At 58.2% G+C, this 26,347-nt stretch carries 24 protein-coding genes and 2 pseudogenes; 20 read left to right on the top strand and 6 right to left on the bottom strand.

Translation table 11 applies throughout. From position 1 onward, the window contains the following. Nucleotides 1–278: 278 nt before the first annotated feature. The 6 genes from ssuE to IC37_RS11960 all read left to right on the top strand — a co-directional run bounded on the left by ssuE (nt 279) and on the right by IC37_RS11960 (nt 4,959). Entirely contained in the window at nt 279–872 is a 594-nt protein-coding gene (gene ssuE, locus IC37_RS11985) for an NADPH-dependent FMN reductase (RefSeq protein WP_030130094.1), read from the top strand. A 102-nt stretch (nt 873–974) separates the two neighbouring features. After that, nucleotides 975–1,940 carry a sulfonate ABC transporter substrate-binding protein gene (locus IC37_RS11980; RefSeq protein ID WP_030130095.1) on the top strand — a complete coding sequence of 322 codons (966 nt, stop codon included), beginning with the start codon at nt 975–977 and terminating at the stop codon, nt 1,938–1,940. Nucleotides 1,941–1,965: 25 nt separating this feature from the next. Further along, nucleotides 1,966–3,114: an FMNH2-dependent alkanesulfonate monooxygenase gene (gene ssuD / locus IC37_RS11975; RefSeq protein WP_030130096.1), complete on the top strand. Its 1,149-nt coding sequence runs from the start codon at nt 1,966–1,968 to the stop codon at nt 3,112–3,114. Nucleotides 3,115–3,123: 9 nt separating this feature from the next. After that, a complete protein-coding gene (ssuC, locus tag IC37_RS11970) occupies nt 3,124–3,906 on the top strand; it encodes an aliphatic sulfonate ABC transporter permease SsuC (RefSeq protein WP_030130097.1) in 783 nt (260 codons plus the stop codon). Continuing rightward, nucleotides 3,903–4,709, top strand: coding sequence for an aliphatic sulfonates ABC transporter ATP-binding protein (gene ssuB, locus IC37_RS11965; protein WP_030130098.1), 807 nt, complete (start codon nt 3,903–3,905; stop codon nt 4,707–4,709). Before ssuC ends, ssuB begins: the two co-directional genes overlap by 4 nt. Nucleotides 4,710–4,743: 34 nt before the next feature. Next, entirely contained in the window at nt 4,744–4,959 is a 216-nt protein-coding gene (locus IC37_RS11960; protein WP_007967989.1) for a molybdopterin-binding protein, read from the top strand. A 68-nt stretch (nt 4,960–5,027) separates the two neighbouring features. Here IC37_RS11960 and IC37_RS11955 read toward each other — a convergent pair whose 3' ends face one another. After that, nucleotides 5,028–5,663, bottom strand: a complete 636-nt coding sequence (locus IC37_RS11955; protein WP_030130099.1) for a TetR/AcrR family transcriptional regulator — start codon at nt 5,661–5,663, stop codon at nt 5,028–5,030. A gap of 240 nt (nt 5,664–5,903) precedes the next feature. Continuing rightward, nucleotides 5,904–7,280, bottom strand: coding sequence for a glutamine synthetase family protein (locus tag IC37_RS11950; RefSeq protein ID WP_030130100.1), 1,377 nt, complete (start codon nt 7,278–7,280; stop codon nt 5,904–5,906). A 278-nt stretch (nt 7,281–7,558) separates the two neighbouring features. On the opposite strand from IC37_RS11950, the gene IC37_RS11945 reads away from it, so the two are divergent. From IC37_RS11945 to IC37_RS11910, 8 genes are all read left to right on the top strand, one after another. Continuing rightward, on the top strand, nt 7,559–8,335 hold the full coding sequence (locus IC37_RS11945; RefSeq protein WP_030130101.1) for a gamma-glutamyl-gamma-aminobutyrate hydrolase family protein: 777 nt from the start codon (nt 7,559–7,561) through the stop codon (nt 8,333–8,335). A gap of 37 nt (nt 8,336–8,372) precedes the next feature. Then, a complete protein-coding gene (locus tag IC37_RS11940) occupies nt 8,373–9,731 on the top strand; it encodes a glutamine synthetase family protein (RefSeq protein WP_030130102.1) in 1,359 nt (452 codons plus the stop codon). A gap of 58 nt (nt 9,732–9,789) precedes the next feature. Beyond that, complete coding sequence (locus IC37_RS11935) at nt 9,790–11,154, top strand: aspartate aminotransferase family protein (protein ID WP_030130103.1); 1,365 nt, start codon at nt 9,790–9,792, stop codon at nt 11,152–11,154. Nucleotides 11,155–11,336: 182 nt separating this feature from the next. Continuing rightward, a complete protein-coding gene (locus IC37_RS11930; RefSeq protein ID WP_030130104.1) occupies nt 11,337–12,434 on the top strand; it encodes a polyamine ABC transporter substrate-binding protein in 1,098 nt (365 codons plus the stop codon). Between the two features lie 188 nt (nt 12,435–12,622). Continuing rightward, nucleotides 12,623–13,720 (top strand): polyamine ABC transporter substrate-binding protein, encoded by a 1,098-nt coding sequence (locus IC37_RS11925; protein ID WP_030130105.1) that lies wholly within the window; start codon nt 12,623–12,625, stop codon nt 13,718–13,720. Between the two features lie 61 nt (nt 13,721–13,781). Then, entirely contained in the window at nt 13,782–14,924 is a 1,143-nt protein-coding gene (locus IC37_RS11920; protein ID WP_030130106.1) for an ABC transporter ATP-binding protein, read from the top strand. Nucleotides 14,925–14,959: 35 nt separating this feature from the next. Further along, nucleotides 14,960–15,841, top strand: coding sequence for an ABC transporter permease subunit (locus IC37_RS11915; protein ID WP_177318856.1), 882 nt, complete (start codon nt 14,960–14,962; stop codon nt 15,839–15,841). Further along, nucleotides 15,838–16,728: an ABC transporter permease subunit gene (locus IC37_RS11910; RefSeq protein ID WP_030130107.1), complete on the top strand. Its 891-nt coding sequence runs from the start codon at nt 15,838–15,840 to the stop codon at nt 16,726–16,728. The genes IC37_RS11915 and IC37_RS11910 overlap by 4 nt, the downstream gene beginning before the upstream one ends. A 157-nt stretch (nt 16,729–16,885) precedes the next feature. Here the strand turns inward: IC37_RS11910 and IC37_RS11905 are convergent. Continuing rightward, nucleotides 16,886–17,026, bottom strand: a pseudogene (locus IC37_RS11905) (phosphohydrolase); the annotation flags it as partial. 126 nt (nt 17,027–17,152) lie between these two features. On the opposite strand from IC37_RS11905, the pseudogene IC37_RS11900 reads away from it, so the two are divergent. After that, nucleotides 17,153–18,031 (top strand): annotated as a pseudogene (locus IC37_RS11900) (GlxA family transcriptional regulator); the annotation flags it as partial. A gap of 134 nt (nt 18,032–18,165) precedes the next feature. On the opposite strand, the gene IC37_RS11895 reads toward IC37_RS11900, so the two are convergent. Further along, nucleotides 18,166–20,577, bottom strand: coding sequence for a penicillin acylase family protein (locus IC37_RS11895; RefSeq protein WP_030130109.1), 2,412 nt, complete (start codon nt 20,575–20,577; stop codon nt 18,166–18,168). A 548-nt stretch (nt 20,578–21,125) separates the two neighbouring features. Here IC37_RS11895 and IC37_RS30965 point away from each other — a divergent pair. The 3 genes from IC37_RS30965 to serS all read left to right on the top strand — a co-directional run bounded on the left by IC37_RS30965 (nt 21,126) and on the right by serS (nt 22,992). Then, entirely contained in the window at nt 21,126–21,371 is a 246-nt protein-coding gene (locus tag IC37_RS30965) for a peptidase dimerization domain-containing protein (RefSeq protein ID WP_143519178.1), read from the top strand. Nucleotides 21,372–21,407: 36 nt separating this feature from the next. Next, nucleotides 21,408–21,641 carry a M20/M25/M40 family metallo-hydrolase gene (locus IC37_RS30960; RefSeq protein ID WP_081729333.1) on the top strand — a complete coding sequence of 78 codons (234 nt, stop codon included), beginning with the start codon at nt 21,408–21,410 and terminating at the stop codon, nt 21,639–21,641. Between the two features lie 73 nt (nt 21,642–21,714). Further along, on the top strand, nt 21,715–22,992 hold the full coding sequence (gene serS / locus IC37_RS11880) for a serine--tRNA ligase (RefSeq protein ID WP_030130110.1): 1,278 nt from the start codon (nt 21,715–21,717) through the stop codon (nt 22,990–22,992). A gap of 80 nt (nt 22,993–23,072) precedes the next feature. Here the strand turns inward: serS and IC37_RS11875 are convergent, their stop codons facing one another. Then, on the bottom strand, nt 23,073–23,651 hold the full coding sequence (locus IC37_RS11875) for a DUF6436 domain-containing protein (RefSeq protein ID WP_030130111.1): 579 nt from the start codon (nt 23,649–23,651) through the stop codon (nt 23,073–23,075). Nucleotides 23,652–23,748: 97 nt separating this feature from the next. On the opposite strand from IC37_RS11875, the gene IC37_RS11870 reads away from it, so the two are divergent. Further along, nucleotides 23,749–24,696 (top strand): alpha/beta hydrolase, encoded by a 948-nt coding sequence (locus IC37_RS11870; RefSeq protein ID WP_030130112.1) that lies wholly within the window; start codon nt 23,749–23,751, stop codon nt 24,694–24,696. A gap of 132 nt (nt 24,697–24,828) precedes the next feature. Here the strand turns inward: IC37_RS11870 and IC37_RS11865 are convergent, their stop codons facing one another. Further along, nucleotides 24,829–25,581: a DUF2059 domain-containing protein gene (locus IC37_RS11865; RefSeq protein ID WP_030130113.1), complete on the bottom strand. Its 753-nt coding sequence runs from the start codon at nt 25,579–25,581 to the stop codon at nt 24,829–24,831. A gap of 133 nt (nt 25,582–25,714) precedes the next feature. Between IC37_RS11865 and IC37_RS11860 the strand changes: the two genes are divergently transcribed. After that, nucleotides 25,715–26,347, top strand: coding sequence for a 2OG-Fe(II) oxygenase (locus IC37_RS11860; RefSeq protein WP_030130114.1), 633 nt, complete (start codon nt 25,715–25,717; stop codon nt 26,345–26,347).

The raw sequence follows: 26,347 nt of genomic DNA, 5'->3' as shown, positions 1-26,347 counted from the left end.
CTCTGCGTGGGAATGCAGCCCGTGACGCTCCGCGTCACTGGACGCGGAGCGTCCCTTGAGGCAAGCGGAGCGTGGGAACGATCACCATAAAGCAGGGTATTTCGGGCCGTTTCGACGGCCTGTTTTTTTGCCTGAAAAAAGACAATCCGCATATTCATTTAGGGTATAACCAAATGAATAAATATGATTTATGGATATATTGATCAGCTGTTAAGGTCACTCCACCAACGCGAGATCGCAAGCTGCGAATCGCCAACACCGTTCAAGGAATTGTCTGAATGCTGGTCGTCTCTCTCGGTGGTAGTCCCAGCCTACGCTCCCGTTCCGGGGTTTTGCTGGAGCGCTCCCAACGCTGGTTGCAAAAGCAAGGGGTGGAAGTGGTGAGTTACCAGGTACGGGACTTCCCGGCCGAAGATTTGCTGCATGCCCGCTTCGACAGCCCGAAGGTGATCGACCTGTTGCAACAGATTGAAAACGCCGATGGCTTGCTGATCGCCACACCGGTTTACAAAGCGTCGTTCTCCGGCGCGTTGAAAACCCTGCTCGATCTGCTGCCCGAACGCGCGCTGAGCCACAAGGTGGTTCTGCCGATGGCTACCGGCGGCAGCATCGCCCACATGCTGGCGGTGGATTACGCGCTCAAACCGGTGTTGTCGGCGTTGAAAGCCCAAGAAATGCTGCAAGGGATTTTCGCCGTAGACAGCCAGATCGCTTACGGCGAGGGCAGCGCCCAGGCGCAGTTGGCGCCGGAGCTTACGCAGCGATTGTTTGAAGCGCTGGAGGAGTTTTTCAGCGCCATGGCTCGTCGGCCCAGGCCGCTCGATCCGAGCCTGTTGAATGAACGTTTGTTGAGTGCCCGCTGGAGCATTTAAGCCAGCACTCAAGCCACACCTGAATTTGAAGTACTCCACCTTACTCAGCCGCTAACGGCCAAGCAGGTGCAGCCAAAACCCAACTGCAAAAAGGAGAGCGCTATGCGCACTGTCATTTTGCGTCGTGGTCTGGTCGCTCTGTTTGCTGCGGCTGTAACCTTCGGCGCCATTACTCAAGCCCAAGCTGAGACGCTAAGAATCGGCTATCAAAAATACGGCACTCTGGTGCTGCTCAAAGCCAAAGGCACTCTGGAAAAACGCCTCGCCGCCCAAGGCGTGGACGTGCAATGGACTGAGTTTCCCGGCGGCCCGCAACTGCTCGAAGGCCTGAACGTCGGCTCCATCGACTTTGGCGTCACCGGTGAAACGCCACCCGTGTTCGCTCAGGCGGCCGGTGCCGATCTGCTCTACGTCGCCTACGAACCACCAGCGCCCCACAGCGAAGCGATTCTGGTGCCGAAGGACTCGCCGATCAAATCGGTGCAGGACCTCAAGGGCAAGAAAGTCGTGCTCAACAAAGGCTCCAACGTGCACTACCTGTTGGTGCGCGCGCTGGAAGACGCCGGCCTCAAATACACCGACATCCAGACCGTGTTCCTGCCGCCCGCCGATGCCCGCGCCGCGTTCGAACGTGGCAGTGTCGATGCCTGGGTGATCTGGGACCCGTACCAGGCCGCCGCCGAACAGCAACTTCAAGCACGCACTTTGCGCGATGGCAAAGGCCTCGTCGACAACCACCAGTTCTACCTGGCGACCAAACCTTACGCGCAGAAAAATCCTGAAGTGATCAAGGCGCTGGTGGAAGAAGTACGCGCGGTTGGCGAATGGTCCAAGGCCAATCCCGAGGACGTGACCCAGCAAGTTTCGCCACTGCTCGGCCTGCCAGCGGACATCACCCTGACCTCGGTGAAACGCCAGGGTTACGGCGCGCTGTTCCTTACACCGGAAGTGGTCGCGGCCCAGCAAAAAATCGCCGACAGCTTCTACCAGCTCAAGCTGATTCCCAAGCCCTTGAGCATCAAAGACGTGATCTGGACACCATCCGCCGCTGTGGCCAAAGCGCCGTAATTCGACTTCCCAAGGAGACCACTCCATGAGCCTCAATATCTTCTGGTTCCTGCCTACCCACGGCGACGGCCATTACCTTGGCACCGCCGAAGGCGCTCGCGCTGTCGACCACGGTTATCTGCAACAGGTCGCGCAAGCGGCGGATCGTCTGGGCTTCGGCGGGGTACTTATTCCAACCGGTCGCTCCTGCGAAGATTCGTGGCTGGTGGCCGCATCGCTGATCCCGGTGACCCAGCGTTTGAAATTCCTTGTCGCCCTGCGCCCCGGGATCATTTCCCCGACGGTGGCAGCGCGTCAGGCCGCGACACTGGATCGTCTGTCCGGTGGTCGTGCGCTGTTCAATCTGGTCACCGGTGGCGATCCGGAAGAACTGGCCGGCGACGGTTTGTTCCTCAGTCACGAAGAACGCTATCAGGCCTCGGTGGAATTCACCCGCATCTGGCGCCGGGTACTGGAAGGTGAAACCGTCGACTATGACGGTCAGCACATCAGCGTGAAGGGCGCCAAATTGCTCTATCCGCCAATCCAGCAACCGCGTCCGCCACTGTATTTCGGCGGCTCGTCGGAAGCCGCGCAAGACCTCGCGGCAGAGCAGGTCGAAATGGTCCTGACCTGGGGCGAGCCACCGGCCGCCGTGGCAGAAAAAATCGAGCAGGTTCGCGTCAAAGCCGCGAAGCTCGGACGCACCGTGCGCTTCGGTATTCGCTTGCATGTGATCGTTCGTGAAACCAATGCCGAGGCGTGGCAAGCGGCGGATCGACTGATCTCGCATCTGGACGACGAAACCATCGCCCGTGCTCAGGCGTCTCTGGCGCGTTTCGATTCGGTTGGCCAGCGACGCATGGCCGCCTTGCATGGCGGCAGCCGCGACAATCTGGAAGTCAGCCCCAACCTCTGGGCCGGCGTCGGTCTGGTGCGCGGCGGGGCGGGTACGGCGCTGGTAGGTGATGGTCCGACCGTGGCGGCTCGGGTGAAGGAATACGCGGACCTGGGCATCGACACGTTCATCTTCTCCGGTTATCCACATCTGGAAGAGTCCTACCGGGTGGCCGAGTTGTTGTTCCCACACCTCGATATCGAGCGCCCGGAGCTGCCGAAAAGCGCCGGTTACGTCAGCCCGTTCGGCGAAATGGTGGCCAACGACATTCTTCCCAACGCCGCGTCCCAGAGCTGAGGCGCCGCCATGAAGAAAATTTTCCACAACCTTGCGCCCTGGGCGTTGCCGGTTTTGCTGCTGGCGGTATGGCAGTTATCGGTGTCGGCGGGCTGGTTGTCGACGCGGATTCTGCCGGCACCGATCGCGGTGATCGAAGCCGGTGTGAGCCTGGTCAGCAGCGGTGCAATCTGGACTCACCTGGCCATCAGCGGCTGGCGCGCGGCGCTCGGTTTCGCCATTGGCGGCGGCATTGGTCTGGCCTTGGGTTTCATCACCGGCTTGTCGACATTGGGCGAGCGCCTGCTCGACAGTTCGGTGCAGATGATCCGCAACGTACCGCACCTGGCGCTGATTCCGCTGGTGATCCTGTGGTTTGGCATCGACGAGTCAGCGAAGATTTTTCTGGTGGCGTTGGGCACGTTGTTCCCGATCTACCTCAACACGTATCACGGCATCCGCAACGTCGATCCGGCGCTGGTGGAAATGTCCCGCAGTTATGGCTTGTCCGGTTTCAACCTGTTTCGCCAGGTGATTTTGCCGGGTGCATTGCCTTCGATTCTGGTCGGTGTGCGTTTTGCGTTGGGCTTCATGTGGCTGACCTTGATCGTGGCGGAAACCATCTCCGCCAGCTCCGGCATCGGCTACCTGGCAATGAATGCCCGGGAGTTCTTGCAGACCGACGTGGTGGTGTTGGCGATTCTTTTGTATGCGGTGCTTGGCAAGCTCGCCGACCTTGCGGCGCGCGGGCTTGAACGCGTGTGGCTGCGCTGGCATCCGGCCTATCAGGTTGCCAAGGGAGGTGCCGCATGACGGCTCAACAACCTCCACGCCTGCTGCGCGGTCTTCCGTTGGTGGTGCGCAAGCTACAAAAGACCTTCGGTTCACGGCAGGTGCTGCGGGAAATCGACCTGCACATTCCGGCCGGGCAGTTTGTGGCAGTGGTCGGGCGTAGTGGCTGCGGCAAAAGTACCTTGCTGCGCTTGCTCGCCGGCCTCGACAAACCCACGGCGGGCGGGTTGCTCGCTGGTGCAGCGCCGCTGAGTGAGGCCCGGGAAGACACGCGGCTGATGTTCCAGGAAGCGCGTCTGCTGCCGTGGAAAAAGGTCATCGACAACGTCGGTCTCGGGCTCAAGGGCAACTGGCGACCGCAAGCACTGGATGCCCTTGAGGCGGTCGGCCTGGCGGATCGCGCCAGCGAGTGGCCGGCAGCGTTGTCCGGTGGGCAGAAGCAGCGGGTGGCCCTGGCTCGCGCGCTGATCCATCAACCGCGCTTGCTGTTGCTCGATGAACCTCTGGGCGCGCTGGATGCCCTGACCCGAATTGAAATGCAGCAACTGATCGAACGGCTTTGGCACAAGCACGGTTTCACCGTGTTGCTGGTGACCCACGACGTCAGCGAAGCGGTGGCGATTGCCGATCGGGTGATCCTGATCGAGGAGGGCGAAGTCGGCCTCGACCTGACAGTGGAATTGCCGCGCCCTCGGGTCCGTGGCTCCCATCGGCTGGCGGCGCTGGAGACCGAAGTGCTCAACCGCGTGCTATCGCTACCCGGCCAACCGCCGGAGCCGGAACCTGTTTCACCCCTGCCCACGCAATTGCGCTGGGCTCAATAACTTAAAGATTCATCCAACGACAGGAATCAACATCATGACTATCAAAGCCATCAACGTTCGTAACCAGTTCAAAGGCTCGATCAAGGAAATCGTGCTGGGTGACGTGCTGTCGGAAATCGATGTGCAGACTGCCTCCGGCATCGTCACTTCGGTGATCACCACACGTTCGGTGAAAGAGCTGGAACTGGCGGTCGGCAGTGAAGTGATCGCGTTTGTAAAATCCACCGAGGTGTCGATCGCCAAGTTGTAAGCGCGTGCGCAAACAACTACCCCGGAGGGTGTGAGCCCTGATCGTTCCCACGCAGAGCGTGGGAACGATCAAAGCACTTCGCGCTTGGGCAGGTAGGGTGGCAAATACAACCCAAGATAAGCATCAAACACTCGCATCCCTTCCTCAGCCATTCGCGGCGTGATCTGCCCATGCTGCTGCACCGAGCGTGCATACACCCGATCGCCCAGCTCCATGGCCAGCGCAAACACATCGACATCACTTGGCAGCGTCGGCAGTTCGAAGTGGTGGTCGAACAGCTTGTGCATCAGGTCGCCGAGTTCGATGTCGTGCTGGCGGTCGGCCTGGGTGACTTCGGTCAGGCCATGCTGGGCGAGGATCAGCTGGCGGGCGGCGGCGTCTTCGTCGTAGATGGCGAGCATGCGTTGTTCCACCAATCGCGACAAATCGCGCCAGCCGTTGAGGGTGTGATGGTCGATGGGCGCTTGCAGGCAGGCGCGGAACGCGGCGTGGACGTCGGCGGTCAGGGCTTCGAGCAGGGCCGGGACGCTGGCGAAGAAATGGTAGACGGAGGAGGGCGGGATCTCGGCGCGTTCGGCGACGCTGTAGATCGACAGGCTGGCCACGCCCTCGGCGGCCAGCAGCGTGCGGGCGGCATCGAGTATCGAATCGATCCGGGCCTGACTGCGGGCGCGGGGTTTGCGAAGGGTGGCGGTGCGCGTCATTGAAGTCTCCTGCGGGGCAGCGGGCATTGTACGAGTCGAGTTGTGTGTTGTCTTCTCGGCCGCCATCGCGGGCAAGCCCGCTCCCACAGGGATCGTCTGCGTATTCAATATCTGTATTCGACACATGACACTGTGGGAGCGGGCTTGCCCGCGATGCAGGCACCTCGGTTCAGCTGAATAAACCCCATAAAAAAACGCCGCAGGCTGTAAGGCCGGCGGCGTTGTTTTTACTGCAACCGCTTACACGGTATGCAGGTACCAGTTGTACTCGAGGTCGGAGATGGAGTGTTCGAACTCCTCCAGCTCACTCTCTTTACAGGCCACGAAGATATCGATGTATTTCGGATCGATGTACTTGGCCATGACTTCGCTGTCGTCCAGCTCGCGCAATGCATCACGCAGGTTGTTCGGCAGGCTTTGCTCGTTCTGCTCGTAGGAGTTGCCTTCCACGGGCGCGCCCGGTTCGATCTTGTTGACCAGGCCGTGGTGCACGCCGGCCAGGACGGACGCCATCAGCAGGTACGGGTTGGCATCGGCGCCGGCAACGCGATGCTCGATGCGCACGGCATCGGAGGAACCGGTCGGTACGCGGATGGCCACGGTGCGGTTGTCCAGGCCCCAGCACGGCGAGTTCGGTACGTAGAACTGTGCACCGAAACGACGGTAGGAGTTGACGTTCGGGCAGAGGAAAGCCATCTGCGCCGGCAGGGTCTCGAGCACACCGCCGATCGCGTGACGCAGTGCGGCGTTCTGCTCGGGATCCTCGCTGGCAAAAATGTTTTTGCCATCTTTATCAAGAATCGAGATGTGGACGTGCAGACCGTTACCCGCCTGGCCCGGATAAGGCTTGGCCATGAAGGTGGTGTCCATCTCATGGTCGTAGGCGATGTTTTTGATCAGACGCTTGAGCAGGACCGCATAGTCGCAGGCCTTGATCGGGTCGGCCACGTGGTGCAGGTTCACTTCGAACTGTGCCGGGGCGCTTTCCTTGACGATCGCGTCGGCAGGGATGCCTTGCTCTTTCGCACCTTCCAGAATGTCCTGGAGGCAGTCGACGTATTCGTCGAGGTCGTCGATCAGGTAGACCTGTGTCGAGTGCGGGCGTTTGCCGGAGACCGGCGAGCGTGGCGGTTGCGGACGACCGTTCACGTTCTCTTGGTCGATCAGGTAGAACTCCAGTTCGAACGCGGCGCAGATGGTCAGGCCCATCTCGTCGAACTTGCGCACCACATTGGCCAGCACTTCTCGCGGGTCGGCAAAGAATGGCTGGCCTTCGAGTTCGTGCATGGTCATTAACAGTTGCGCGGTCGGGCGCTTCTGCCAGGGCTCATTGCACAGGGTGTCGGGGATTGGATAGCAGATTCGGTCAGCATCGCCGATGTCCAGGCCCAGGCCGGTGCTTTCCACCGTCGAGCCATTGATATCCAGAGCAAATAGAGAGGCCGGCAGGTTGATGCCTTTCTCGTAAACCTTGTGGAGACTGGTGCGTTCAATGCGCTTGCCGCGCACCACACCATTCATATCCGCAATCAGAAGGTCAACGTACAGAACCTCAGGATGTTCCTTAAGGAACGCGTTCGCTTCGTTAAGCTGAACGGCACGCGGGGGTACCGACATGATGCAACACCTTTGTTGTTAAAAATATCAATCATTGATCTCTTCGGATTCCAGTCAACCCGAACGGCATGCCGAAGTCAAGCGAGGCCTTTTTTGCCCTAAAAAAGCACTCGCAAGGCTTTTTTGAGGCACTTTGGGGCATTTTTTTGCCTTCAGTCGTCTTGGCGCCCGCGAGCTTGAGCGGACCGTGTTGTATTTTTTACGGGGGTGTTGTGTAAAAAAATGAACAAGGCTAAGCTCGATTTAAACCCATAACAGCAATAATACCGGGGTGCTTCATGTCTCGCCTGCCGTTAATCGGCGTCACCGCCTGCTCAAAGCAGATCGGTCTGCATGCTTATCACATCAGTGGCGACAAATACGTACGCGCCGTGGCATCAGCTGCCAAGGGCCTGCCGTTGATTCTTCCATCCCTGGCGGATCTACTGACATCGTCCGATATTCTGGACGCTCTGGACGGCATTCTCTTTACAGGCTCCCCTTCTAATATAGAACCGTTTCACTATAACGGCCCGGCCAGTGCGCCAGGTACTGCTCATGATTCTGCACGCGATGCCACCACTCTCCCGCTGATCCGCGCCGCTGTCGAGGCCGGTGTTCCTGTGCTCGGCATTTGCCGCGGCTTCCAGGAAATGAATGTGGCGTTTGGCGGCAGTCTGCATCAGAAGGTTCACGAGGCTGGTCCATACATGGATCACCGTGAAGACGACAGGCTGCCGCTGGAAGGACAGTACGCGCCAAGTCACCCGGTGCATGTCCAGCCGGGCGGTGTACTGGCCGGGCTGGGCCTGGCGAGCGAGCTTCAAGTCAACTCGATTCATGGTCAGGGTATTGAACGTCTGGCGCCTGGCCTTCGTGTGGAAGCCGTGGCGCCCGACGGGTTGATCGAAGCCGTCTCTGTTATCGAAGGCAAAGCTTTTGCTTTAGGTGTGCAATGGCATCCCGAATGGCAGGTAAGCTTGAATCCTGACTACCTTGCGATTTTCCAGGCATTTGGCGATGCCTGCCGCAAGCACGCACTACAACGCGACGCCGATGCGTCAAACAACGCCTGACTTATAAGAGTCAGGAAACTCAGCCTAAGAGGCATTTATGAGTAACAACCTCGACCAGCTCACCGATTGGTTGAAAGACCACAAGATCACAGAAGTCGAATGCATGATTGGCGACCTGACCGGCATCACCCGGGGCAAGATTTCGCCGACCAACAAGTTCATTGCCGAAAAAGGCATGCGCCTGCCCGAAAGCGTTCTGTTGCAGACCGTCACCGGCGACTACGTCGAAGACGACATCTATTACGAACTGCTCGACCCGGCCGACATCGACATGATCTGCCGCCCCGACCAGAACGCGGTGTTTCTGGTGCCCTGGGCGATCGAGCCCACCGCGCAGGTGATCCACGACACCTACGACAAGCAGGGCAATCCGATCGAGCTGTCGCCGCGCAACGTGCTCAAGAAGGTGTTGAAACTCTACGCCGACCACGGCTGGCAGCCGATCGTGGCGCCGGAAATGGAGTTCTACCTCACCAAGCGCAGCGATGACCCGGATTACCCGCTGCAACCGCCGATTGGGCGCTCTGGTCGTCCGGAAACCGGTCGCCAATCCTTCTCGATTGAAGCCGCGAACGAATTCGATCCGTTGTTCGAAGACGTCTACGACTGGTGCGAACTGCAAGAGCTGGACCTCGACACGCTGATCCACGAGGACGGCACCGCGCAGATGGAAATCAACTTCCGTCATGGCGATGCCTTGTCCCTGGCTGACCAGATTCTGGTGTTCAAACGCACCATGCGTGAAGCCGCGCTCAAGCACAACGTGGCGGCGACCTTCATGGCCAAGCCCATGACTGGCGAGCCGGGCAGCGCCATGCATTTGCACCAGAGCATTATCAGCATGGAGACCGGCAAAAACGTTTTCTCCAATGAAGACGGGACCATGAGCCAGCTGTTCCTCAACCACATCGGCGGCTTGCAGAAATTCATTCCTGAGCTGCTGCCGTTGTTCGCACCCAACGTCAACTCGTTCCGTCGCTTCCTGCCGGACACCTCGGCACCGGTGAACGTGGAATGGGGCGAAGAAAACCGCACCGTGGGCCTGCGGGTTCCGGATGCCGGGCCGCAGAACCGTCGGGTGGAAAACCGTCTGCCGGGTGCCGATGCCAACCCTTACCTGGCCATCGCCGCCAGCCTGTTGTGCGGCCTTATCGGCATGGTCGAGGGGCTTAACCCGAGTCCTCCGGTCGTGGGTCGTGGCTATGAACGGCGCAACCTGCGCCTGCCGTTGACCATCGAAGACGCTCTGGATCGCATGGAAAACAGCAAGACCATCGAAAAGTACCTGGGCAAGAAATTCATCACGGGCTACATCGCGGTCAAGCGGGCCGAGCATGAAAACTTCAAGCGCGTGATCAGTTCGTGGGAGCGGGAATTCCTGCTCTTCGCCGTCTGATGCGCCGGGCGCCGCTGCGCTTGGCGGCGCCCTCCACTCGAATCTTAGGAGAATTCGCATGACCAGCAACAACCCGCAAACCCGTGAATGGCAAGCCCTGAGCAACGATCACCACCTGGCCCCATTCAGCGACTTCAAGCAGCTGAAAGAGAAAGGCCCGCGGATCATCACCAGCGCCAAGGGCGTTTACCTCTGGGACAGCGAAGGCAACAAGATCCTCGACGGTATGGCCGGCCTGTGGTGTGTAGCGATCGGCTACGGTCGCGATGAGCTGGCCGATGCCGCCAGCAAGCAGATGCGCGAACTGCCTTATTACAACCTGTTCTTCCAGACCGCTCACCCGCCGGTGCTGGAGCTGGCCAAGGTGATTGCCGACGTTGCGCCTGAAGGCATGAATCACGTGTTCTTCACCGGTTCCGGTTCCGAAGGCAACGACACCATGCTGCGGATGGTTCGCCACTACTGGGCGATCAAGGGCCAGCCGAAGAAGAAAGTCATCATCAGTCGCAAGAACGGCTATCACGGTTCGACCGTGGCTGGCGCGAGCCTGGGTGGCATGACGTACATGCACGAACAGGGCGACTTGCCGATCCCGGGCATCGTCCACATTGCCCAGCCGTACTGGTTCGGCGAAGGCGGCGACATGACGCCGAACGAGTTCGGTATCTGGGCGGCCAATCAGCTGGAAGAGAAGATTCTGGAAGTCGGCGTCGACAACGTCGGTGCCTTTATTGCCGAGCCGATCCAGGGCGCCGGCGGCGTGATCATTCCTCCAGACAGTTACTGGCCGCGCATCAAGGAAATCCTCGCCAAGTACGACATTCTGTTCGTGGCCGACGAAGTGATCTGCGGTTTCGGCCGCACCGGTGAATGGTTCGGTACCGATTTCTACGACCTCAAACCCCACATGATGACCATCGCCAAAGGCCTGACGTCCGGCTACATCCCTATGGGTGGCCTGATCGTGCATGACGACGTGGTCGAGGTGCTCAACGAAGGCGGTGATTTCAACCACGGTTTCACGTATTCCGGGCACCCGGTGGCCGCTGCGGTGGCGCTGGAAAACATCCGCATCCTGCGCGACGAGAAAATTGTCGAGCGCGTGCGTGCAGAAACGGCACCCTATTTGCAAAAGCGTCTACGGGAACTGAACGATCACCCGTTGGTGGGGGAAGTGCGTGGGGTCGGTCTGTTGGGGGCCATCGAGCTGGTTCAGGACAAAGCCACCCGCAAACGTTACGAAGGCAAGGGCGTCGGCATGATCTGCCGCACGTTCTGCTTCGAAAACGGCCTGATCATGCGCGCCGTCGGCGACACCATGATCATTGCTCCGCCACTGGTGATCACACCGGCAGAAATCGACGAGTTGGTTACAAAGGCTCGCAAGTGTCTGGACCTGACCCTGAGTGCGTTGCAGGGCTAAGTGCTAGGCTCTGAGCGAGGTGCGGAGATTGCGCTTCGCTCAGTGCAAACAAAGGATGGGTCTTTCCTTGAAAGCCTGCCTTGGATCTTGCCAGACTACCGGTTGTTCGGATGCCCAGTAACAGGCCGCTGAGCACGTGGTTAAAAAGAAAAATTGGAGCATTACCCATGAAGGCATTAGGTATGAAGATAGCTGGCAAGACCCTCCTCGCCATGTCCCTGATGGGCGTGATGGCGGGTGCCGTTCAGGCTGACGACAAGGTGCTGCACGTGTACAACTGGTCCGATTACATCGCACCGGATACCGTGAAGAAGTTCGAGGCCGAGTCGGGTATCAAAGTCGTCTACGACGTGTTCGACAGTAACGAAACCCTAGAAGCCAAGCTGCTGGCAGGCAAGTCCGGCTACGACATCGTCGTGCCGTCGAACAACTTCCTGGCCAAGCAGATCAAGGCCGGTGTTTACCAGAAACTGGACAAGTCCAAACTGCCTAACTGGAAAAACCTGAACACTGACCTGCTCAAAGCGGTATCGGTCAGCGACCCGGGTAACGAACACGCGTTCCCTTACATGTGGGGTTCGATCGGTATCGGTTTCAACGCCGAGAAGGTCAAGGCTGCACTGGGTGCCGACGCGCCAACCAACTCCTGGGACTTGCTGTTCAAACCTGAAAACGCTGCCAAGTTGAAGTCGTGCGGTATCAGTTTCCTCGATTCGCCAACCGAGATGATTCCGGTGGCGTTGCATTACCTGGGCTATCCAACCGACAGCCAGGACAAGAAACAACTGGCCGAAGCCGAAGCATTGTTCCTGAAGATTCGTCCTTCGGTGGGCTACTTCCACTCGTCCAAGTACATCTCCGACCTGGCCAACGGCAACATCTGCGTCGCCGTGGGTTACTCGGGTGACATCTACCAGGCCAAGGCTCGCGCCGCTGAAGCCGGTGACAAGGTGAAAGTCAGCTACAACATTCCGAAAGAAGGTGCCGGCAGCTTCTACGACATGGTCGCCATCCCTAAAGATGCCGAAAACGTCGAAGGCGCCTACAAGTTCATGACCTTCCTGCAGAAGCCGGAAATCATGGCCGAGATCACCAACGCCGTACGTTTCCCGAACGGTAACGCGGCGTCCACCCCACTGGTTGATAAAGAAATCACCAGCGATCCAGGCATCTACCCGCCAGCAGAAGTGTTGGCCAAGCTGTACGCGATTGCCGACTTGCCGGCCGCCACCCAGCGGATCCTGACGCGCAGTTGGACCAAGATCAAATCCGGTAAATAAGCCGGTTTGAGGTAACTACCTGTTGCCGTCGTCTGCGCGGCGGCGGCAACAGGGATAATTAAATGTCAGAAAGTTTTGCTGGAACGGTTTTTCGAGGGTAAGTTGCGCGCCGGTTTTGTTGCCAGACAGCCATGGCTGTCATGTAACGCGGGGCAACTTGGGCCCAACTCATTTTAGAGGACCTCCACGTGCCTATTTTTTCTTTGTTGCGTAATGCCCTGCTGGTCGGCACCGGGCTGACACTTGCTGTCAGTGTTCAGGCCGCAGGCACAGTGCATATTTATAACTGGTCGGACTATATCGGTGAGACCACCCTGGCCGACTTCCAGAAAGAAACCGGCATCAAGCCGGTGTATGACGTATTCGATTCCAACGAAACCCTGGAAGGCAAGTTGCTGGCCGGGCGTACCGGTTATGACGTGGTCGTGCCGTCCAACCACTTCCTGGGCAAGCAAATCAAGGCCGGGGCTTTTCAGAAGCTCGATAAATCGAAACTGACCAACTATTCCAACCTCGATCCGGTACTGCTCAAGCGTCTGGAGCAAAACGATCCGGGCAACCAGTACGCCGTGCCGTATCTATGGGGTACCAACGGCATCGGTTACAACGTCGACAAGGTCAAGGCAGTGCTTGGCCTCGACAAGATCGATTCCTGGGATGTGGTGTTCGAGCCGCAAAACATCAAGAAACTGCACAGCTGTGGCGTGGCGTTCCTCGACTCCGCCGATGAAATGATGCCCACGGTCCTCAACTACATGGGCCTGAACCCCAACAGCACCAACCCTGAAGACTACAAAAAGGCTGAAGCCAAGTTGCTGGCGGTGCGGCCTTACGTGACGTATTTCCATTCGTCCAAATACATCGCGGACCTGGCCAACGGTGACATCTGCGTGGCGATCGGCTTCTCCGGCGATATGTTCCAGGCCAAGGCCCGCGCGGCTGAAGCCGGCAAAGGCATGAACATCGCCTACTCGATTCCGAAAGAGGGTGGCGCGCTCTGGTTCGACATGCTGGCGATCCCCAAGGATGCGGCCAACGTCAAAGAAGCCCATGCCTTTATCAACTATTTGCTGAAACCCGAGGTGATTGCCAAGGTCAGCGATTCCGTAGGCTACGCCAACCCGAACCCCGGGTCGGACGAACTGATGGAACAGTCCATACGCACCGACGCATCGGTATATCCACCGCAAGCGGTCCTCGACAAGACATACGTATCCATCGAGTTGCCACCGAACATTCAACGTTTGATGACGCGCAGCTGGACCAAGGTCAAGTCGGGCAAATAGCTTCAAACTATCCAGGTTCGCCACGTTGAGCGAACTGCAAATTCTGTTGGGAGTTTCGTAAATGGCAGTTGCCTCCGGCGCCTATAAGAAAGCCCTCGAGGGCGACCAGACACCTAAACAGGTGTTGGTCAAAATCGACCGGGTCACCAAAAAGTTCGACGAGACGATTGCCGTGGACGACGTGTCCCTGGAAATCAAGAAAGGCGAAATCTTCGCCCTGCTCGGCGGCTCGGGTTCGGGCAAATCCACCTTGCTGCGGATGCTGGCAGGTTTCGAACGGCCCACGGAGGGGCGCATTTTCCTCGATGGCGTAGACATCACTGACATGCCGCCGTACGAGCGGCCGATCAACATGATGTTCCAGTCTTACGCCCTGTTCCCGCACATGACCGTGGCGCAGAACATCGCCTTCGGCCTCAAGCAGGACAAGATTCCGACGGCTGAAGTCGATGCCCGCGTGGCCGAGATGCTCAAGCTGGTGCAGATGAGCCAGTACGCCAAGCGCAAACCCCATCAGTTGTCCGGTGGTCAGCGTCAGCGTGTGGCACTCGCGCGCTCTTTGGCCAAGCGGCCGAAGCTGTTGCTGCTCGACGAACCGATGGGTGCGCTGGACAAAAAACTGCGCTCGCAAATGCAGCTGGAACTGGTCGAGATCATCGAGCGGGTCGGCGTGACCTGTGTGATGGTGACCCACGATCAGGAAGAGGCCATGACCATGGCCGAGCGCATCGCGATCATGCACCTGGGCTGGATTGCCCAGATCGGCAGCCCGATCGACATCTACGAAACCCCGACCAGCCGTCTGGTCTGCGAATTCATCGGCAACGTCAACATCTTCGAAGGCGAAGTGATCGACGACGCCGAAGGCCACGCGACCATCACCTGCAAGGACCTGGATCGGCAGATTTATGTGGGCCACGGCATCAGCACGTCGGTGCAGGACAAGTCCGTGACCTACGCGATCCGTCCGGAAAAACTGCTGGTGACGCCGACCATGCCGACCTGCGAGTACAACTGGTCCAGCGGCAAGGTCCATGACATCGCCTACCTCGGCGGCCACTCGGTGTTCTACGTCGAATTGCCGAGCGGCAAGATCGTCCAGTCGTTCGTCGCCAACGCCGAGCGCCGCGGTCAGCGCCCGACTTGGGGTGATCAGGTTTACGTGTGGTGGGAAGACGACAGCGGCGTGGTACTTCGCTCATGAACATGCGCAAGCTCAAACGCCGGCTCAATCGAATAATTCCCGGTGGCCGTCAGCTGGTCATCGGGGTTCCGTTCATCTGGCTGTTCCTGTTCTTCATGCTGCCGTTCTTCATCGTCTTGAAGATCAGCTTCGCCGAAGCCGACGTGGCCATTCCGCCGTACACCGAGATCTACAGCTTCATCGACCAGAAGCTCCAGGTGCTGCTTAACCTGAGCAACTACGCGATGCTCGGCGACGACGAGTTGTACATCGCCGCTTACCTCGGCTCGTTGAAGATGGCGCTGATCAGCACCGTCCTCTGTCTATTGATCGGCTACCCGATGGCCTACGCCATTGCCAGCGCCCGCAAAGAGCTGCAAACGGTGCTGGTGTTGCTGATCATGATGCCGACCTGGACTGCGATCCTGATCCGCGTGTATGCGTGGATGGGCATCCTCAGCAACAACGGTCTGCTCAATGGTTTTCTGATGAGCATGGGCTGGATCGACGAGCCGCTGCAGATCCTCAACACCAACCTTGCGGTGTACATCGGCGTCGTCTATTCGTACCTGCCGTTCATGATCCTGCCGCTCTACGCCAACCTGGTCAAACACGACACCAGCCTGCTGGAAGCCGCATCCGACCTGGGTTCGAGCACCTTCAACAGTTTCTGGAAGATCACCGTGCCGCTGTCGAAAAACGGCATCATCGCAGGCTGCATGCTGGTGTTCATCCCGGTGGTGGGCGAGTTCGTGATCCCGGAACTGCTCGGTGGTCCGGAAACCCTGATGATCGGTAAAGTGCTCTGGCAAGAATTCTTCAACAACCGTGACTGGCCGGTGGCGTCTGCCCTGGCGGTGGTGATGCTGGCGATCCTGATTGTGCCGATCATCCTGTTCAACCGTAGTCAGGCCAAAGAAATGGAGGGCAAGGAATGAAGCGCTTCCGTTTCTCAAGTTTCATGCTGGTAGCGGGTTTGCTGTTCGTCTACGCGCCGATGCTGATCCTGGTGATCTACTCGTTCAACGCCTCGAAACTGGTGACGGTGTGGGGCGGCTGGTCGATCAAGTGGTACGTGGGGTTGATGGACAACACCCAACTGATGGGCTCGGTGGTGCGCTCGCTGGAAATCGCCTGCTACACGGCGATTGCAGCGGTGGCACTGGGGACGCTGGCGGCCTTCGTGCTGACGCGGATCACTCACTTCAAGGGCCGTACACTGTTCGGTGGTTTGGTCACCGCGCCACTGGTAATGCCTGAAGTGATCACCGGTCTGTCGCTGTTGCTGCTGTTCGTGGCCATGGCGCAGATGATCGGCTGGCCACAGGAACGCGGCATCGTCACCATCTGGATCGCCCACACCACGTTCTGTGCAGCGTATGTGGCGGTGGTGGTGTCGGCGCGCTTGCGTGAACTGGACCTGTCGATCGAAGAAGCAGCCATGGACCTGGGTGCGCGGCCGTGGAAGGTGTTCTTCCTGATCACCATTCCAATGATCGCGCCGTCGCTGGCGGCGGGCGGGATGATGTCGTTCGCTTTGTCGCTGGATGACCTGGTGCTGGCGAGCTTCGTGTCCGGGCCGGGTTCCACGACCCTGCCGATGGAAGTGTTCTCGGCGGTGCGCCTGGGCGTGAAGCCCGAGATCAACGCCGTGGCCAGCCTGATTCTGCTGGCGGTGTCGCTGGTGACGTTCCTGGTCTGGTACTTCAGCCGTCGTGCCGAAGAAATTCGCAAGCGTGCGATCCAGCAGGCCATCGAAGAAGGCGCCGCCGATTCCTGGAAACAACCGGACGTGCGCCGGGCGCAGGCGCCGGAAGCGGCTTGAGCCTGATGCCGGGTTGAGCACATCTGTGTGGCCAACCCAAATCCACTGTGGGAGCGGCGGTGCGACGATTCGACTTGCTCGCGAAGACGGACTGACATTCAACATCCATGTTGACTGACACACCGCTTTCGCGAGCAAGCCCGGCTCCCACATTGGTTTATGCCACCCAAGGTGATTTGCGGATGATCTCGACGAAGTTCATCGGTTTGAAACCCGGCTCGCTGTCCACCAGTACATCCGCGTTCACCGTGCCAAACGTGCTGTCCGGCTTATGTTTGAAGCCATTCAGGATCAAACACCTACCTGTGGCGAGGGAGCTTGCTCCCGTTCGACTGCGCAGCAGTCGCAGATAGCCGGATGCGGTATGCCTGACAGAATTCGGTGGGAACACCACGATGGCAACGGTTTTACTCATGGCATGAAACGCTCTCTGTCCCCGCAGGATCACTATCGGCTGGTGGTGATCGGTGTCGAGCATGGGGTGATGGTGTGTTCCAACGGTTTATCGCTCAATGCCCACCGGCATTTCAGTGAAGCGCTGGAGGCTTATGACTTGCTGTTGGTGGCGGGCGGGCCGCAGTTGCCGTTCATGAATTTTGGCGCGGCGTTCGATGCCTGGTTGCGCGATGCCTGTGCGCTGGCGCAACGGTTTGGTTCGATCTGCAATGGCGCCTTCATGCTCGCCCGGGCCGGATTGCTCGACGGGCGAACCGTCACCACCCATTGGGGCGATGCCGCAGCGCTGGCGCAGTTGTGCCCGTCGACTCAGGTCGAGGCTGATCGCTTGTACGTGCAGGACGGCGAGCTTTACACCTCGGCCGGGGTTACGGCGGGGATCGATCTGTCGCTGTATCTGCTGGCCCGGGATCACGGGCCGGACGTGGCACTCAGCGTGGCCAAGCGGCTGGTGGTGTTCACTCAGCGCTCGGGCGGGCAATCGCAGTTCAGCCCGTTCCTCACGCCCCATGCCGAACCGACTTCGGCGGTGGCGTTGGTCCAGCTCTATGTGTTGGCCAACCTCAATGGCGACCTGACCATCGCTGATCTGGCCAACGCCGCCAACATGAGCACGCGCAACTTTTCCCGGGTGTTCGCCAAGGAGGCGAAAATCACCCCGGCGGAATTCGTCGAACGGGCGAGGGTGGACGCGGCGCGGGTGATGCTCGAAAGCACCCATGCGCCGCTGAAAACCGTGGCGTACCAGTGCGGGTTTCGCGATGCCCAGCACATGCGCAGTGTGTTCAACCGCAGGCTGGGAGTGACGCCGCAGCAGTTCAGGTTGAATTTTTCGGTGATGGTTTAGCGGCAATTTGTGTTGCTTGTCAGGGCCTCTTCGCGAGCAAGCCCGCTCCCACATTAGACCGTGTCTGTCCGGACAACTCGGTCAACTGTGGGAGCGGGCTTGCTCGCGAAGGCGTCAGCCCGGCCAACTAAAATCTACTGCGCAGCCCGCGCCGGCAACAGCTTCAACGTACTACGTGTATTGGCCGTCACTTCTTCATCATTGAAATGCGCCTGGTAATAAACCCCTTCGATATACGCCTCGGTTTGGTCGGCATAGTGGCTGTCGAACGGCACGCCGCTCTGGCCGACCGGGTTGATGGTCAGGCTGTGGGCCGGGTCGGCGAAGTCGATCAGCCGTCGCGTCGACGGGCCGTAAGTCACGGGCCACGGCGCCGGGCCGATCTTGGCCGAGAGGTTATTCGGCACTTCGTGGGTGCCGGGCGCCGCGAACGGTCCGACGTTGAAGATCCGCTCCAGCGGTTTCTGCGTCCCCAGCGGATGGCCGTGAGTCAGGGTGTGCGCCTTGCCCCACTGCCATTGTGTGGAATCGGCGCCCAGAGAGGTCTTGAGATGAGCCATGCTCGCTTGCCAGGCCACCTTGACCGTATCGGCGCGGGTTTCCTTGCCGGGGGTGTTGCGGTTGTCCCACCACGGTGAGTCGGCGGAGGCCGCCAGACGCGGCAGTGCGGCATCGATCACCCGGGTCGGGAGCAGCGTTTCGAAGAAGTCATTGCCCAGTTCATCGCGCATCGCCGCGTCGGTGAGGTTAAACAAGAACTGGTTGAACAGCGTGGCGCTGATGGAGTCCAGCGGGTAATCGCCGCTCCACTGCGCCAGTTGCTCCACCATCTTGAGCTCGACGGGATCGCTCACCACTTCACGCAGTACCGGTAGCAACGGCGCCAGCAGACGCGGACCGTAGTCGGTGGTGGTGCCCAGTTGTAGCTTCTGGTTAGCCTCGTTGTCCCACTTCACGTTCTTGTCGCTGAGCTGACGATTGAGCTGCTGACCGCGATCGGCGAGGTTGTAGTACCCGGGAATTTCCATGCCGGTCGGCGACACTGGCTGGAAGTTGGCCGAGACGATATAGCCCCGCGCCGGGTTCTCTTCCTGTGGGTTGGCGCTGAACGGGTAAAAACCTTCCTTGTCTGCCTGAGGGGTGCTGCCGTCGAGGATGAAACCGGGCTTCACCCCGGCCGGGCGCTTGGGCAGCAGTGCCGAGGCCCACCAACCGATGTCGCCCTTGGCGTTGGCGTAGACGATGTTCAGCCCCGGAGCCTGAACCTTGGCCGACGCGGCGCGGGCCTTGGCCAGAGTGTCGGCGCGGTTGAGCTGGTAGAAACCGTCGAGGATCGGATTCGGGGTCTCGAGGAAAGCCCACCACATCGCGACCGGCGTCTTGCTGGCGGCAGCGCCAAGCGCATCGTTGATGATCGGGCCGTGGGGCGATTGGCGCAGAGTCAGCGTGACCGGTGACTGGCCTTTGACCGCGATCTGTTGTTCGGTGTTGACCATGTCGACCCATTGGCCGCGATACCAGACCTGGTTCGGGTTGTCCGGGTTGACCTTCTCGGCGATCAGATCCAGATCGTCGTTCTGGAACATCGTCAGGCTCCAGCCGAAGTCCAGGTTGTGGCCCAGAAACGCAAACGGCACCAGCGCCTGATGGTAGCCATAAAGCTCGAAGCCCGGCGCCGAAAGGTGCGCTTCGTACCACACCGACGGCACCGAGAAGCGAATGTGCGGGTCACCGGCCAGTAGTGGCTTGCCGCTTTTGCTGCGGTTGCCGGAAATCACCCAGGCATTGCTGCCTTCGAATTGTGGCAGGCCATTGTCGGCTAACGCCTGCTCACTCAAGCGGGCGAGGGCGTTCAGACCCTTCCAGTCATTGGCGGTGAGAGCCGGCGCAGGGTTGGCGCGCCCTTTGGCCAGCACACCCTTGGGCTGCCAGTCGAGATCGAAGATGTTCAGGTACTCGGCGCCCAGTTGGTCACGCACGTAAGTCAGCAACGGTTCGGTGCGAAACGCCGCGGCAAAGCTGTAGGCCATGTAGCCGGCGATGCTGATGCTGTCTTCAGCGGTGAAAGGGCGCTTGGGAATTCCCAGCACATCGAACTCTACCGGCGCAGCGTGGCTGTCCTGATATTGATTGATGCCGTCCAGATAAGCTTGCAGGGCCTTCCATGCCGGCGACTGACGATCCAGCGCAGCCACATAGCTTCCAGCCCGTTCGCGGATGCGCAGGCTGCGAAACAATTTGTCGGTGTCGATCAGTTTCGGGCCGAGGACTTCGGCCAGCTCGCCACGGGCCAGGCGCCGCATGGCTTCCATCTGGAACAGTCGGTCCTGGGCGTGCACGTAGCCGAGGGCGCGGTAGAGGTCGGTTTCGTTTTCGGCACGGATATGCGGCACGCCGCGCACGTCGTAGCGCACGGTCACCGAACCTTGCAGGTGCTGCAATTGCACCTGGCCCTGGCGCGTCGGTTGCTTGCTGTACACGTACCAGCTGCACCCGGCGACGAGCACGACAATCAGCAAGGCAAGTACGGTCAGGACGCGTTTCATGGTGACTCCTTGTTGTTATGAGTGGCAGTAGTTCCTTGGTGCCACTGTTTAACACGGCTCACCGAATTGGCCCACCGCTCGTAGGAGGAATTCGTATTTAAACGTGTTTGCTACTTCGTGGGGTCGACTGAGCAAGGTCGGTAACACCCCACCGCGAGTGTGTGCGTGGCCATCCCAAGAAAGTGTCACTGAATCTACGGACTCCATCTTCTAGTGTTCGTTGTCGTGTCTGGATTAAACAGTGTTACGTATGAGTTGTTTGGAGTAGTGTCTCATATAGGTAATTCCTTGCGCATAATTAGTACGTCTCCTACGCAAAGGCTGGTTGCTGGTTCGTACTGCGAAGTATATAAATAGTTGAGTCAAAAGTTCGCGGATAAATGAGATGGTTTTAGGCGGAAGAACATGATCTATAGCGTTGAGGCCGCTGATCTAGGATTAATGAAGCGGCACCATATTTCTGGGTGAGTAGCGGATTAATTGGTTGAGGTGATGTGGTTATAGGAGATTTCCTTCGTTAATTAGCGAATTGTACTACAAAAATAGCATTGCGAGTTATTGCTAAGCTGCCTATAAAGAATACAAGTGGTTTGGGTGGTGGGATGCGGGAGTCTCATAGTGACTCTGCCTTTTCAATCTGGAAACGACCTGTACAGATAAATGTGGGTAAGATTTCAGGGGGGGAGTGGCCTGGTTCCGTGCCCGAAAAGTGCAGCTTCACTTTTAATGTTGGTTTTTTGCCAGCTGCGTCGATAGAAGATATCGAAACTTTATTGAATACTCGAGTGAAATAACTGTTTCTGAGGAGGACATTTTTTTAAAGCGATTAGATCAATCTGTTTCCGAGGCGCGGGGGGTTAGCAAAGAACAATGGAATATTTGCATGGAGGGCTAGTTGTGATGCTCGACATTATGCCCGGGAAGCCAATATTCCCACTGCGATTTTTGGTGCAGGCTCTTTAAGTGATGCACACTCAGCTAATGAGAAAATCGATATCGATCAAATGCGATCTGGCATTAAAGCATTAGCAAATTTTTTATCTAACCCTTTAGTTGTTGTCTAGATTTTTGGTAATGGTTCGGTGGGCTGAAACCGTTTGTTTCCGTAAGTATTAGAATAATATGCGGGTATTAAATATGATAGATATAAAGCAGCTGCAAGAAAATCATCAGTCGATGAAGTCCAATTTGTCGGCACGAAATATAAAAATCGATTTGGATCGCATTATTTCTCTCTATGAGGACGTTAAATCGCAAAAGCGAGAGCTTGAGGATATGCAAGGTCAGTTGAATGCTCTTTCGAAAGGTCCCAGAGATAGTGCCTCAACGGCGGAAAGCCCGCCGTCCGTCGCGATGAGTACGAAGACATTAAAAGGTGCCATTATAAAAGCTAAGGAGAGGTTTAATTTACTTGATGCAGAACTTTCATTGTGTATCCGCCAGTTACCAAATTGGACATCGTCAGATGTGCCAATTGGCCTCAGCGATGAAGATAACTTAACTGTTCGAGTAAGTGGAGACATTCCCAAGTTCTTCTTGCCCAGTAAGGATCATCTTGAATTGGGGCGTAGTCTCGACTTGCTTGATTTTGACTCGGGTGCAAAAGTCGCAGGTTCAAAATTTTATTTTCTTAAAAATCAAGCAGTGTTCCTCCAGCACGCGCTGAAGAGCTATATTTTCAACAAGGCATTAAAGGCCGGCTTCACACCTTTGCAAACGCCGGACATATCTTACAATCATATAATGGAAGGCGTAGGATTTTCTCCCAAGGGGGACGAAAGCAATACGTACGAACTGGGTGGCCTAGATAAGAGTCTTATCGCTACAGCCGAAATATGTATTGCCGGTATGCATTCTGATGAGGTAATTGATCGTGCTCGACTGCCACTTCTTTATATTGCCGAAAGCCATTGTTTCAGGCGAGAAGCTGGGGCCTCCGGTAAGTCTAGCAAAGGCCTTTATAGGGTCCATCAATTTGAAAAATTAGAATTATTTGTAGTGTGTTTGCCCGAGGATAGCGCTGAATATCATGATAAAATTCTTGCATTGCAGGAAGAGATTTATACCGAGCTTGGTATTCCGTATCGAGTCGTACTAAATTGCACTGGCGACTTGGGGGCGCCGGCGTACAAAAAATACGATATTGAGGCTTGGATGCCGGGTAAAGGCACTGCCGGGGAATATGGTGAAATAACGTCAGCAAGTAATTGTACTGACTATCAATCGCGGCGCCTTAATATTAAATATAAGGATCCTCTTCTGAAGAAAAATCAGTATGTTCATACTCTCAATGGAACCGCTTCGGCACTAGGAAGAACGATGATCGCGATTTTGGAAAACTTTCAAAAGGCTGACGGCTCCGTAGAAATTCCGGGGCCATTAAGACGTTATTTGGATTTTAAAGATATTGTCTAATACCTTTGCCTAATATCATAAATCTTCGTAAAGCAATTTTTGCCCATCCTGACTTAAGGTGGGCATATTGCACTAGTTATCTATTGTTTTTTTTTTGGCCACGGGCAGTAGCAACCCACCGCCAGCGTATTCGTGGCATTCACCGCCCGCCCTTCATTCAGCGCTTGCAGGATCGGCTCGATAAAACTGTTGCTCGAGTTGCAGGTCAGGCCTTCGCTGTACGGACCGAAATACGCCAGCCTGCCACTGCGGTCCCAGATCGCCACCGCCGGGCTGGCAGGGATCTGTTCGGAACCTGGCAAGACAGTGATGGTTTTAAGGCGACTCAAGGTGCTCGGCAACTGACCGTGGCTGCCGGGCTTTTGTACCGCATAGAACTCGACACCCTGCGGTAGATATTGCTCAACCAGTTCGGTCAGGTGTTGTTGATTGCCGACATTGCACGGGCAGGCCGGGTCCCAGAAGTGCACCAGGCGAATGGCGCCGGGGCCTGCGAGTTCGTCCGGCAGGCGCAACGGGTCGCCGGAGAACACCGCAGTGTGCGAACTGAAGGCGCGCAAGTAGCGCCCCTGAAACCAGTCATAGGCGGCCCACAGCACGCCGGCACACACAAGGGCGAGCAGGCTGGTAAGCAGTGTGGTGCGGTAGGCCGGGCGCATGGGTTTCCATCCTCGAAGGTCGGCTAGCTTGCCATGCTTGCCGCGACAGATGAATATCGCAGGCCCATAAAGTCCGTTTCGCGTTCTGGAATAGCCCATGTCTGCCACTTTCGACCCCGATCATTTGCGTGCCGGCCTGCGGCCATTGGCCGAGTGGCAGCCGCTGTCGATGGAAGCCATGGCCTATCAGCATTTTTATGGACTGGATTTTGCGCAGCGAACCTTGCGCAATGGCCTGGGGCGTTTCGAGGTCGATGGCTATGAAGTGGTCAGCCAGCTCTGGTGGCCCGAGCGGGCGAAGGCGACCCTGTTTCTGTTTCACGGCTTCTACGATCACACCGGGCTCTACCGGCATGTAATCGAGTGGGCGCTGGACCAGGGTTTTGCGGTGATCGCCTGTGACCTGCCGGGGCATGGCCTGTCCAGTGGCGAACGGGCGAGCATCAAGGATTTCGCCGAGTATCAGAGCACGCTGCAAGGGCTATTGGCCGAGGCGCAATCGCTGGGCCTTCCGCAGCCTTGGCACTTGTGCGGGCAAAGCACCGGCGGGGCGATCGTGATCGATCATGTGCTCAATCAGGGGGCGAGCAGTCCCGCCCAAGGGCAGGTAATTCTGCTGTCGCCCCTGGTGCGGCCGCGAGCCTGGGGCTGGTCGAAGCTCAGTTATTACTTGCTCAAGCCGTTCGTCAACGGTATCGCCCGGCGTTTCAGCGAGAATTCCAACGACCCTGACTTCCTGGCGTTCCTGCAAGCCGATCCGCTGCAACCGCTGCGCCTGCCAACGGCCTGGGTCGGTGCGTTGGGGCGGTGGATCAAGCGTATCGAAGCGGCACCGAAGAGTCCGCGGCGGCCGCTGATCGTGCAGGGGCAGGCGGACATGACCGTAGATTGGCAACACAACCTTGAGGTGTTGCGGGGCAAGTTCGATCGGCCTCAGGTGCTGATGCTGCCTGAAGCGCGGCATCATCTGGCGAATGAGACATCGGCGTTGCGTGGGGAGTATTTCGGGTTTTTGAGCAAGCGGATGAAGGGGCGGAATCTTTAGCGGTCGTTCGGGCCTCTTCGCGAGCAAGCCCGCTCCCACATTAGATCTCCAGCGGATACAGAATTTGCATACGCCAGAGATCAAGTGTGGGAGCGGGCTTGCTCGCGAAAGCGATGTTCCAGACGCTGAATATTATTGACTGAGGCTCGACGTACTCTGCCCCACCGCCAACCCCGCCCGAATCGCCGCCAATGCCGCTTGGTAGTAAGCCTTGCCTTCAGTGGACTCGGCAAAGGTCGCGAACTCTTCCAGCTCTTCATCCGTCAGGTCGCGATAGACATACAGCAGTGTGTTGTTCAGGTCAGCGCCGATCTGCTCCATCAGGCGCTGACGCTGACCATTCAACATGCCTTGAGCCTGACCGCCCCCGAGCAGGCCGGGGATCATCGAGCTAAGGCTGTCGGCCGCCACGCCCGCGATCGCCAGGCTGACTTCAGCACCGGCCTCGCGGGCAGGCAGGGCCTGGGCGAGGTGGCCAATGATGAGTTGACGGGTATCGCTGGCCTGTATTTTCGGCAAGCCCTTGGCGTTTTTCGCCAATTGATCGCGGCGGGTCGCCAGCAGTTCGGCGGCGACGATTTTCTTGCCCAAGGGCGATTGGAAGAAGGTCAGTGCAGGTTTCGGATCGGTGAGTTTCTTGCGCAGTTGCGCCTCGGCACGCTGGTCCATGGCTTTGGGAGCAAAGCGCTGGTTGCTGTTATTGACCAGAGCCTGAAACACTGCCGGCGGCAGGCTATTCTGGTAACGCTGCTGAGCGGTGGAGAGAGCATCGTTGAAATGCGCGCGTTGTTCTGCCCAGCCGGCGACCTTGTACAACTGGTCGTGGCCGTCCGCCCAGGCGGGCAAAACGCAGAACATCAACAGTGAGAAAAGCAAACGACGCATAGGGGCTCCTGTCAGCAGGCGACTATTCTCCGTGGGGTATTCGTACTTGTCGAGAATTCGTATCAGGTTGAGTGCCTTATCCGACCAATCCTCCGCTGCGCGGCTCTGTCGGATTTGCGGGCACAGGAATACTATGCGCGCCATGCACATACCCTCTGATCACCCGCTGCTGTTACGTATCGTCGACGACCTGGCTGAGCGCGGTTGGTCGCAGCAGAATATTTTCCTGCCTCTGGATCTGACCCAAGCGCTGGCGGCCGAGTGCCGAAAACGTGCTGCGGAGGGCGAACTCGCCCCGGCCGCCGTGGGGCGCGGGCCGTTTTCGGAGATCCGCGAGGGCATTCGTGGCGACCATATTCAGTGGCTCGAACCCGGTCAGGCCGAGGCTTGCGACCGCTATCTGGGGTTGATGGACGGCCTGCGTGAGGCGATGAATCGCGATTTGTTTCTGGGCCTGGAAGATTACGAAAGCCATTTCGCCCTGTACCCGCCCGGCGCTTTCTACCTCAAGCATGTCGACCGTTTTCGCGACGACGACCGGCGCATGGTCTCGGCGGTGATCTACCTCAATGACGGCTGGCTGCCCGAACATGGCGGCCAGCTACGCATGTACCTGGACGAAGGTGTCGAACACGATGTAGTGCCCACCGGAGGATGCCTGGTGGTGTTCCTGTCGGGCGAAGTACCCCACGAAGTCCTGCCCGCGACCCGCGAGCGCCTGTCGTTGACGGGCTGGTTCCGCCGTCGTGGCAACGAGCCGTTCTGA

It is taken from the genome of Pseudomonas sp. QTF5 (assembly GCF_000512695.2).
Taxonomy (GTDB): domain Bacteria; phylum Pseudomonadota; class Gammaproteobacteria; order Pseudomonadales; family Pseudomonadaceae; genus Aquipseudomonas.
This window is presented reverse-complemented; position numbering and strand designations above follow the sequence as displayed.

Coding starts and splice junctions, on each gene's coding strand:
- IC37_RS11935 (WP_030130103.1), top strand. CDS start 9,790: ATGACCAGCAACAACCCGCAAACCCGTGAATGGCAAGCCCTGAGCAAC.
- ssuB (WP_030130098.1), top strand. CDS start 3,903: ATGACGGCTCAACAACCTCCACGCCTGCTGCGCGGTCTTCCGTTGGTG.
- IC37_RS11940 (WP_030130102.1), top strand. CDS start 8,373: ATGAGTAACAACCTCGACCAGCTCACCGATTGGTTGAAAGACCACAAG.
- IC37_RS11930 (WP_030130104.1), top strand. CDS start 11,337: ATGAAGATAGCTGGCAAGACCCTCCTCGCCATGTCCCTGATGGGCGTG.
- ssuE (WP_030130094.1), top strand. CDS start 279: ATGCTGGTCGTCTCTCTCGGTGGTAGTCCCAGCCTACGCTCCCGTTCC.
- IC37_RS11960 (WP_007967989.1), top strand. CDS start 4,744: ATGACTATCAAAGCCATCAACGTTCGTAACCAGTTCAAAGGCTCGATC.
- serS (WP_030130110.1), top strand. CDS start 21,715: ATGATAGATATAAAGCAGCTGCAAGAAAATCATCAGTCGATGAAGTCC.
- IC37_RS11870 (WP_030130112.1), top strand. CDS start 23,749: ATGTCTGCCACTTTCGACCCCGATCATTTGCGTGCCGGCCTGCGGCCA.
- IC37_RS11920 (WP_030130106.1), top strand. CDS start 13,782: ATGGCAGTTGCCTCCGGCGCCTATAAGAAAGCCCTCGAGGGCGACCAG.
- IC37_RS11950 (WP_030130100.1), bottom strand. CDS start 7,280: ATGTCGGTACCCCCGCGTGCCGTTCAGCTTAACGAAGCGAACGCGTTC.
- ssuC (WP_030130097.1), top strand. CDS start 3,124: ATGAAGAAAATTTTCCACAACCTTGCGCCCTGGGCGTTGCCGGTTTTG.
- IC37_RS11860 (WP_030130114.1), top strand. CDS start 25,715: ATGCGCGCCATGCACATACCCTCTGATCACCCGCTGCTGTTACGTATC.
- IC37_RS11910 (WP_030130107.1), top strand. CDS start 15,838: ATGAAGCGCTTCCGTTTCTCAAGTTTCATGCTGGTAGCGGGTTTGCTG.
- IC37_RS11875 (WP_030130111.1), bottom strand. CDS start 23,651: ATGCGCCCGGCCTACCGCACCACACTGCTTACCAGCCTGCTCGCCCTT.
- IC37_RS11945 (WP_030130101.1), top strand. CDS start 7,559: ATGTCTCGCCTGCCGTTAATCGGCGTCACCGCCTGCTCAAAGCAGATC.
- IC37_RS11980 (WP_030130095.1), top strand. CDS start 975: ATGCGCACTGTCATTTTGCGTCGTGGTCTGGTCGCTCTGTTTGCTGCG.
- IC37_RS11955 (WP_030130099.1), bottom strand. CDS start 5,663: ATGACGCGCACCGCCACCCTTCGCAAACCCCGCGCCCGCAGTCAGGCC.
- IC37_RS11895 (WP_030130109.1), bottom strand. CDS start 20,577: ATGAAACGCGTCCTGACCGTACTTGCCTTGCTGATTGTCGTGCTCGTC.
- ssuD (WP_030130096.1), top strand. CDS start 1,966: ATGAGCCTCAATATCTTCTGGTTCCTGCCTACCCACGGCGACGGCCAT.
- IC37_RS11865 (WP_030130113.1), bottom strand. CDS start 25,581: ATGCGTCGTTTGCTTTTCTCACTGTTGATGTTCTGCGTTTTGCCCGCC.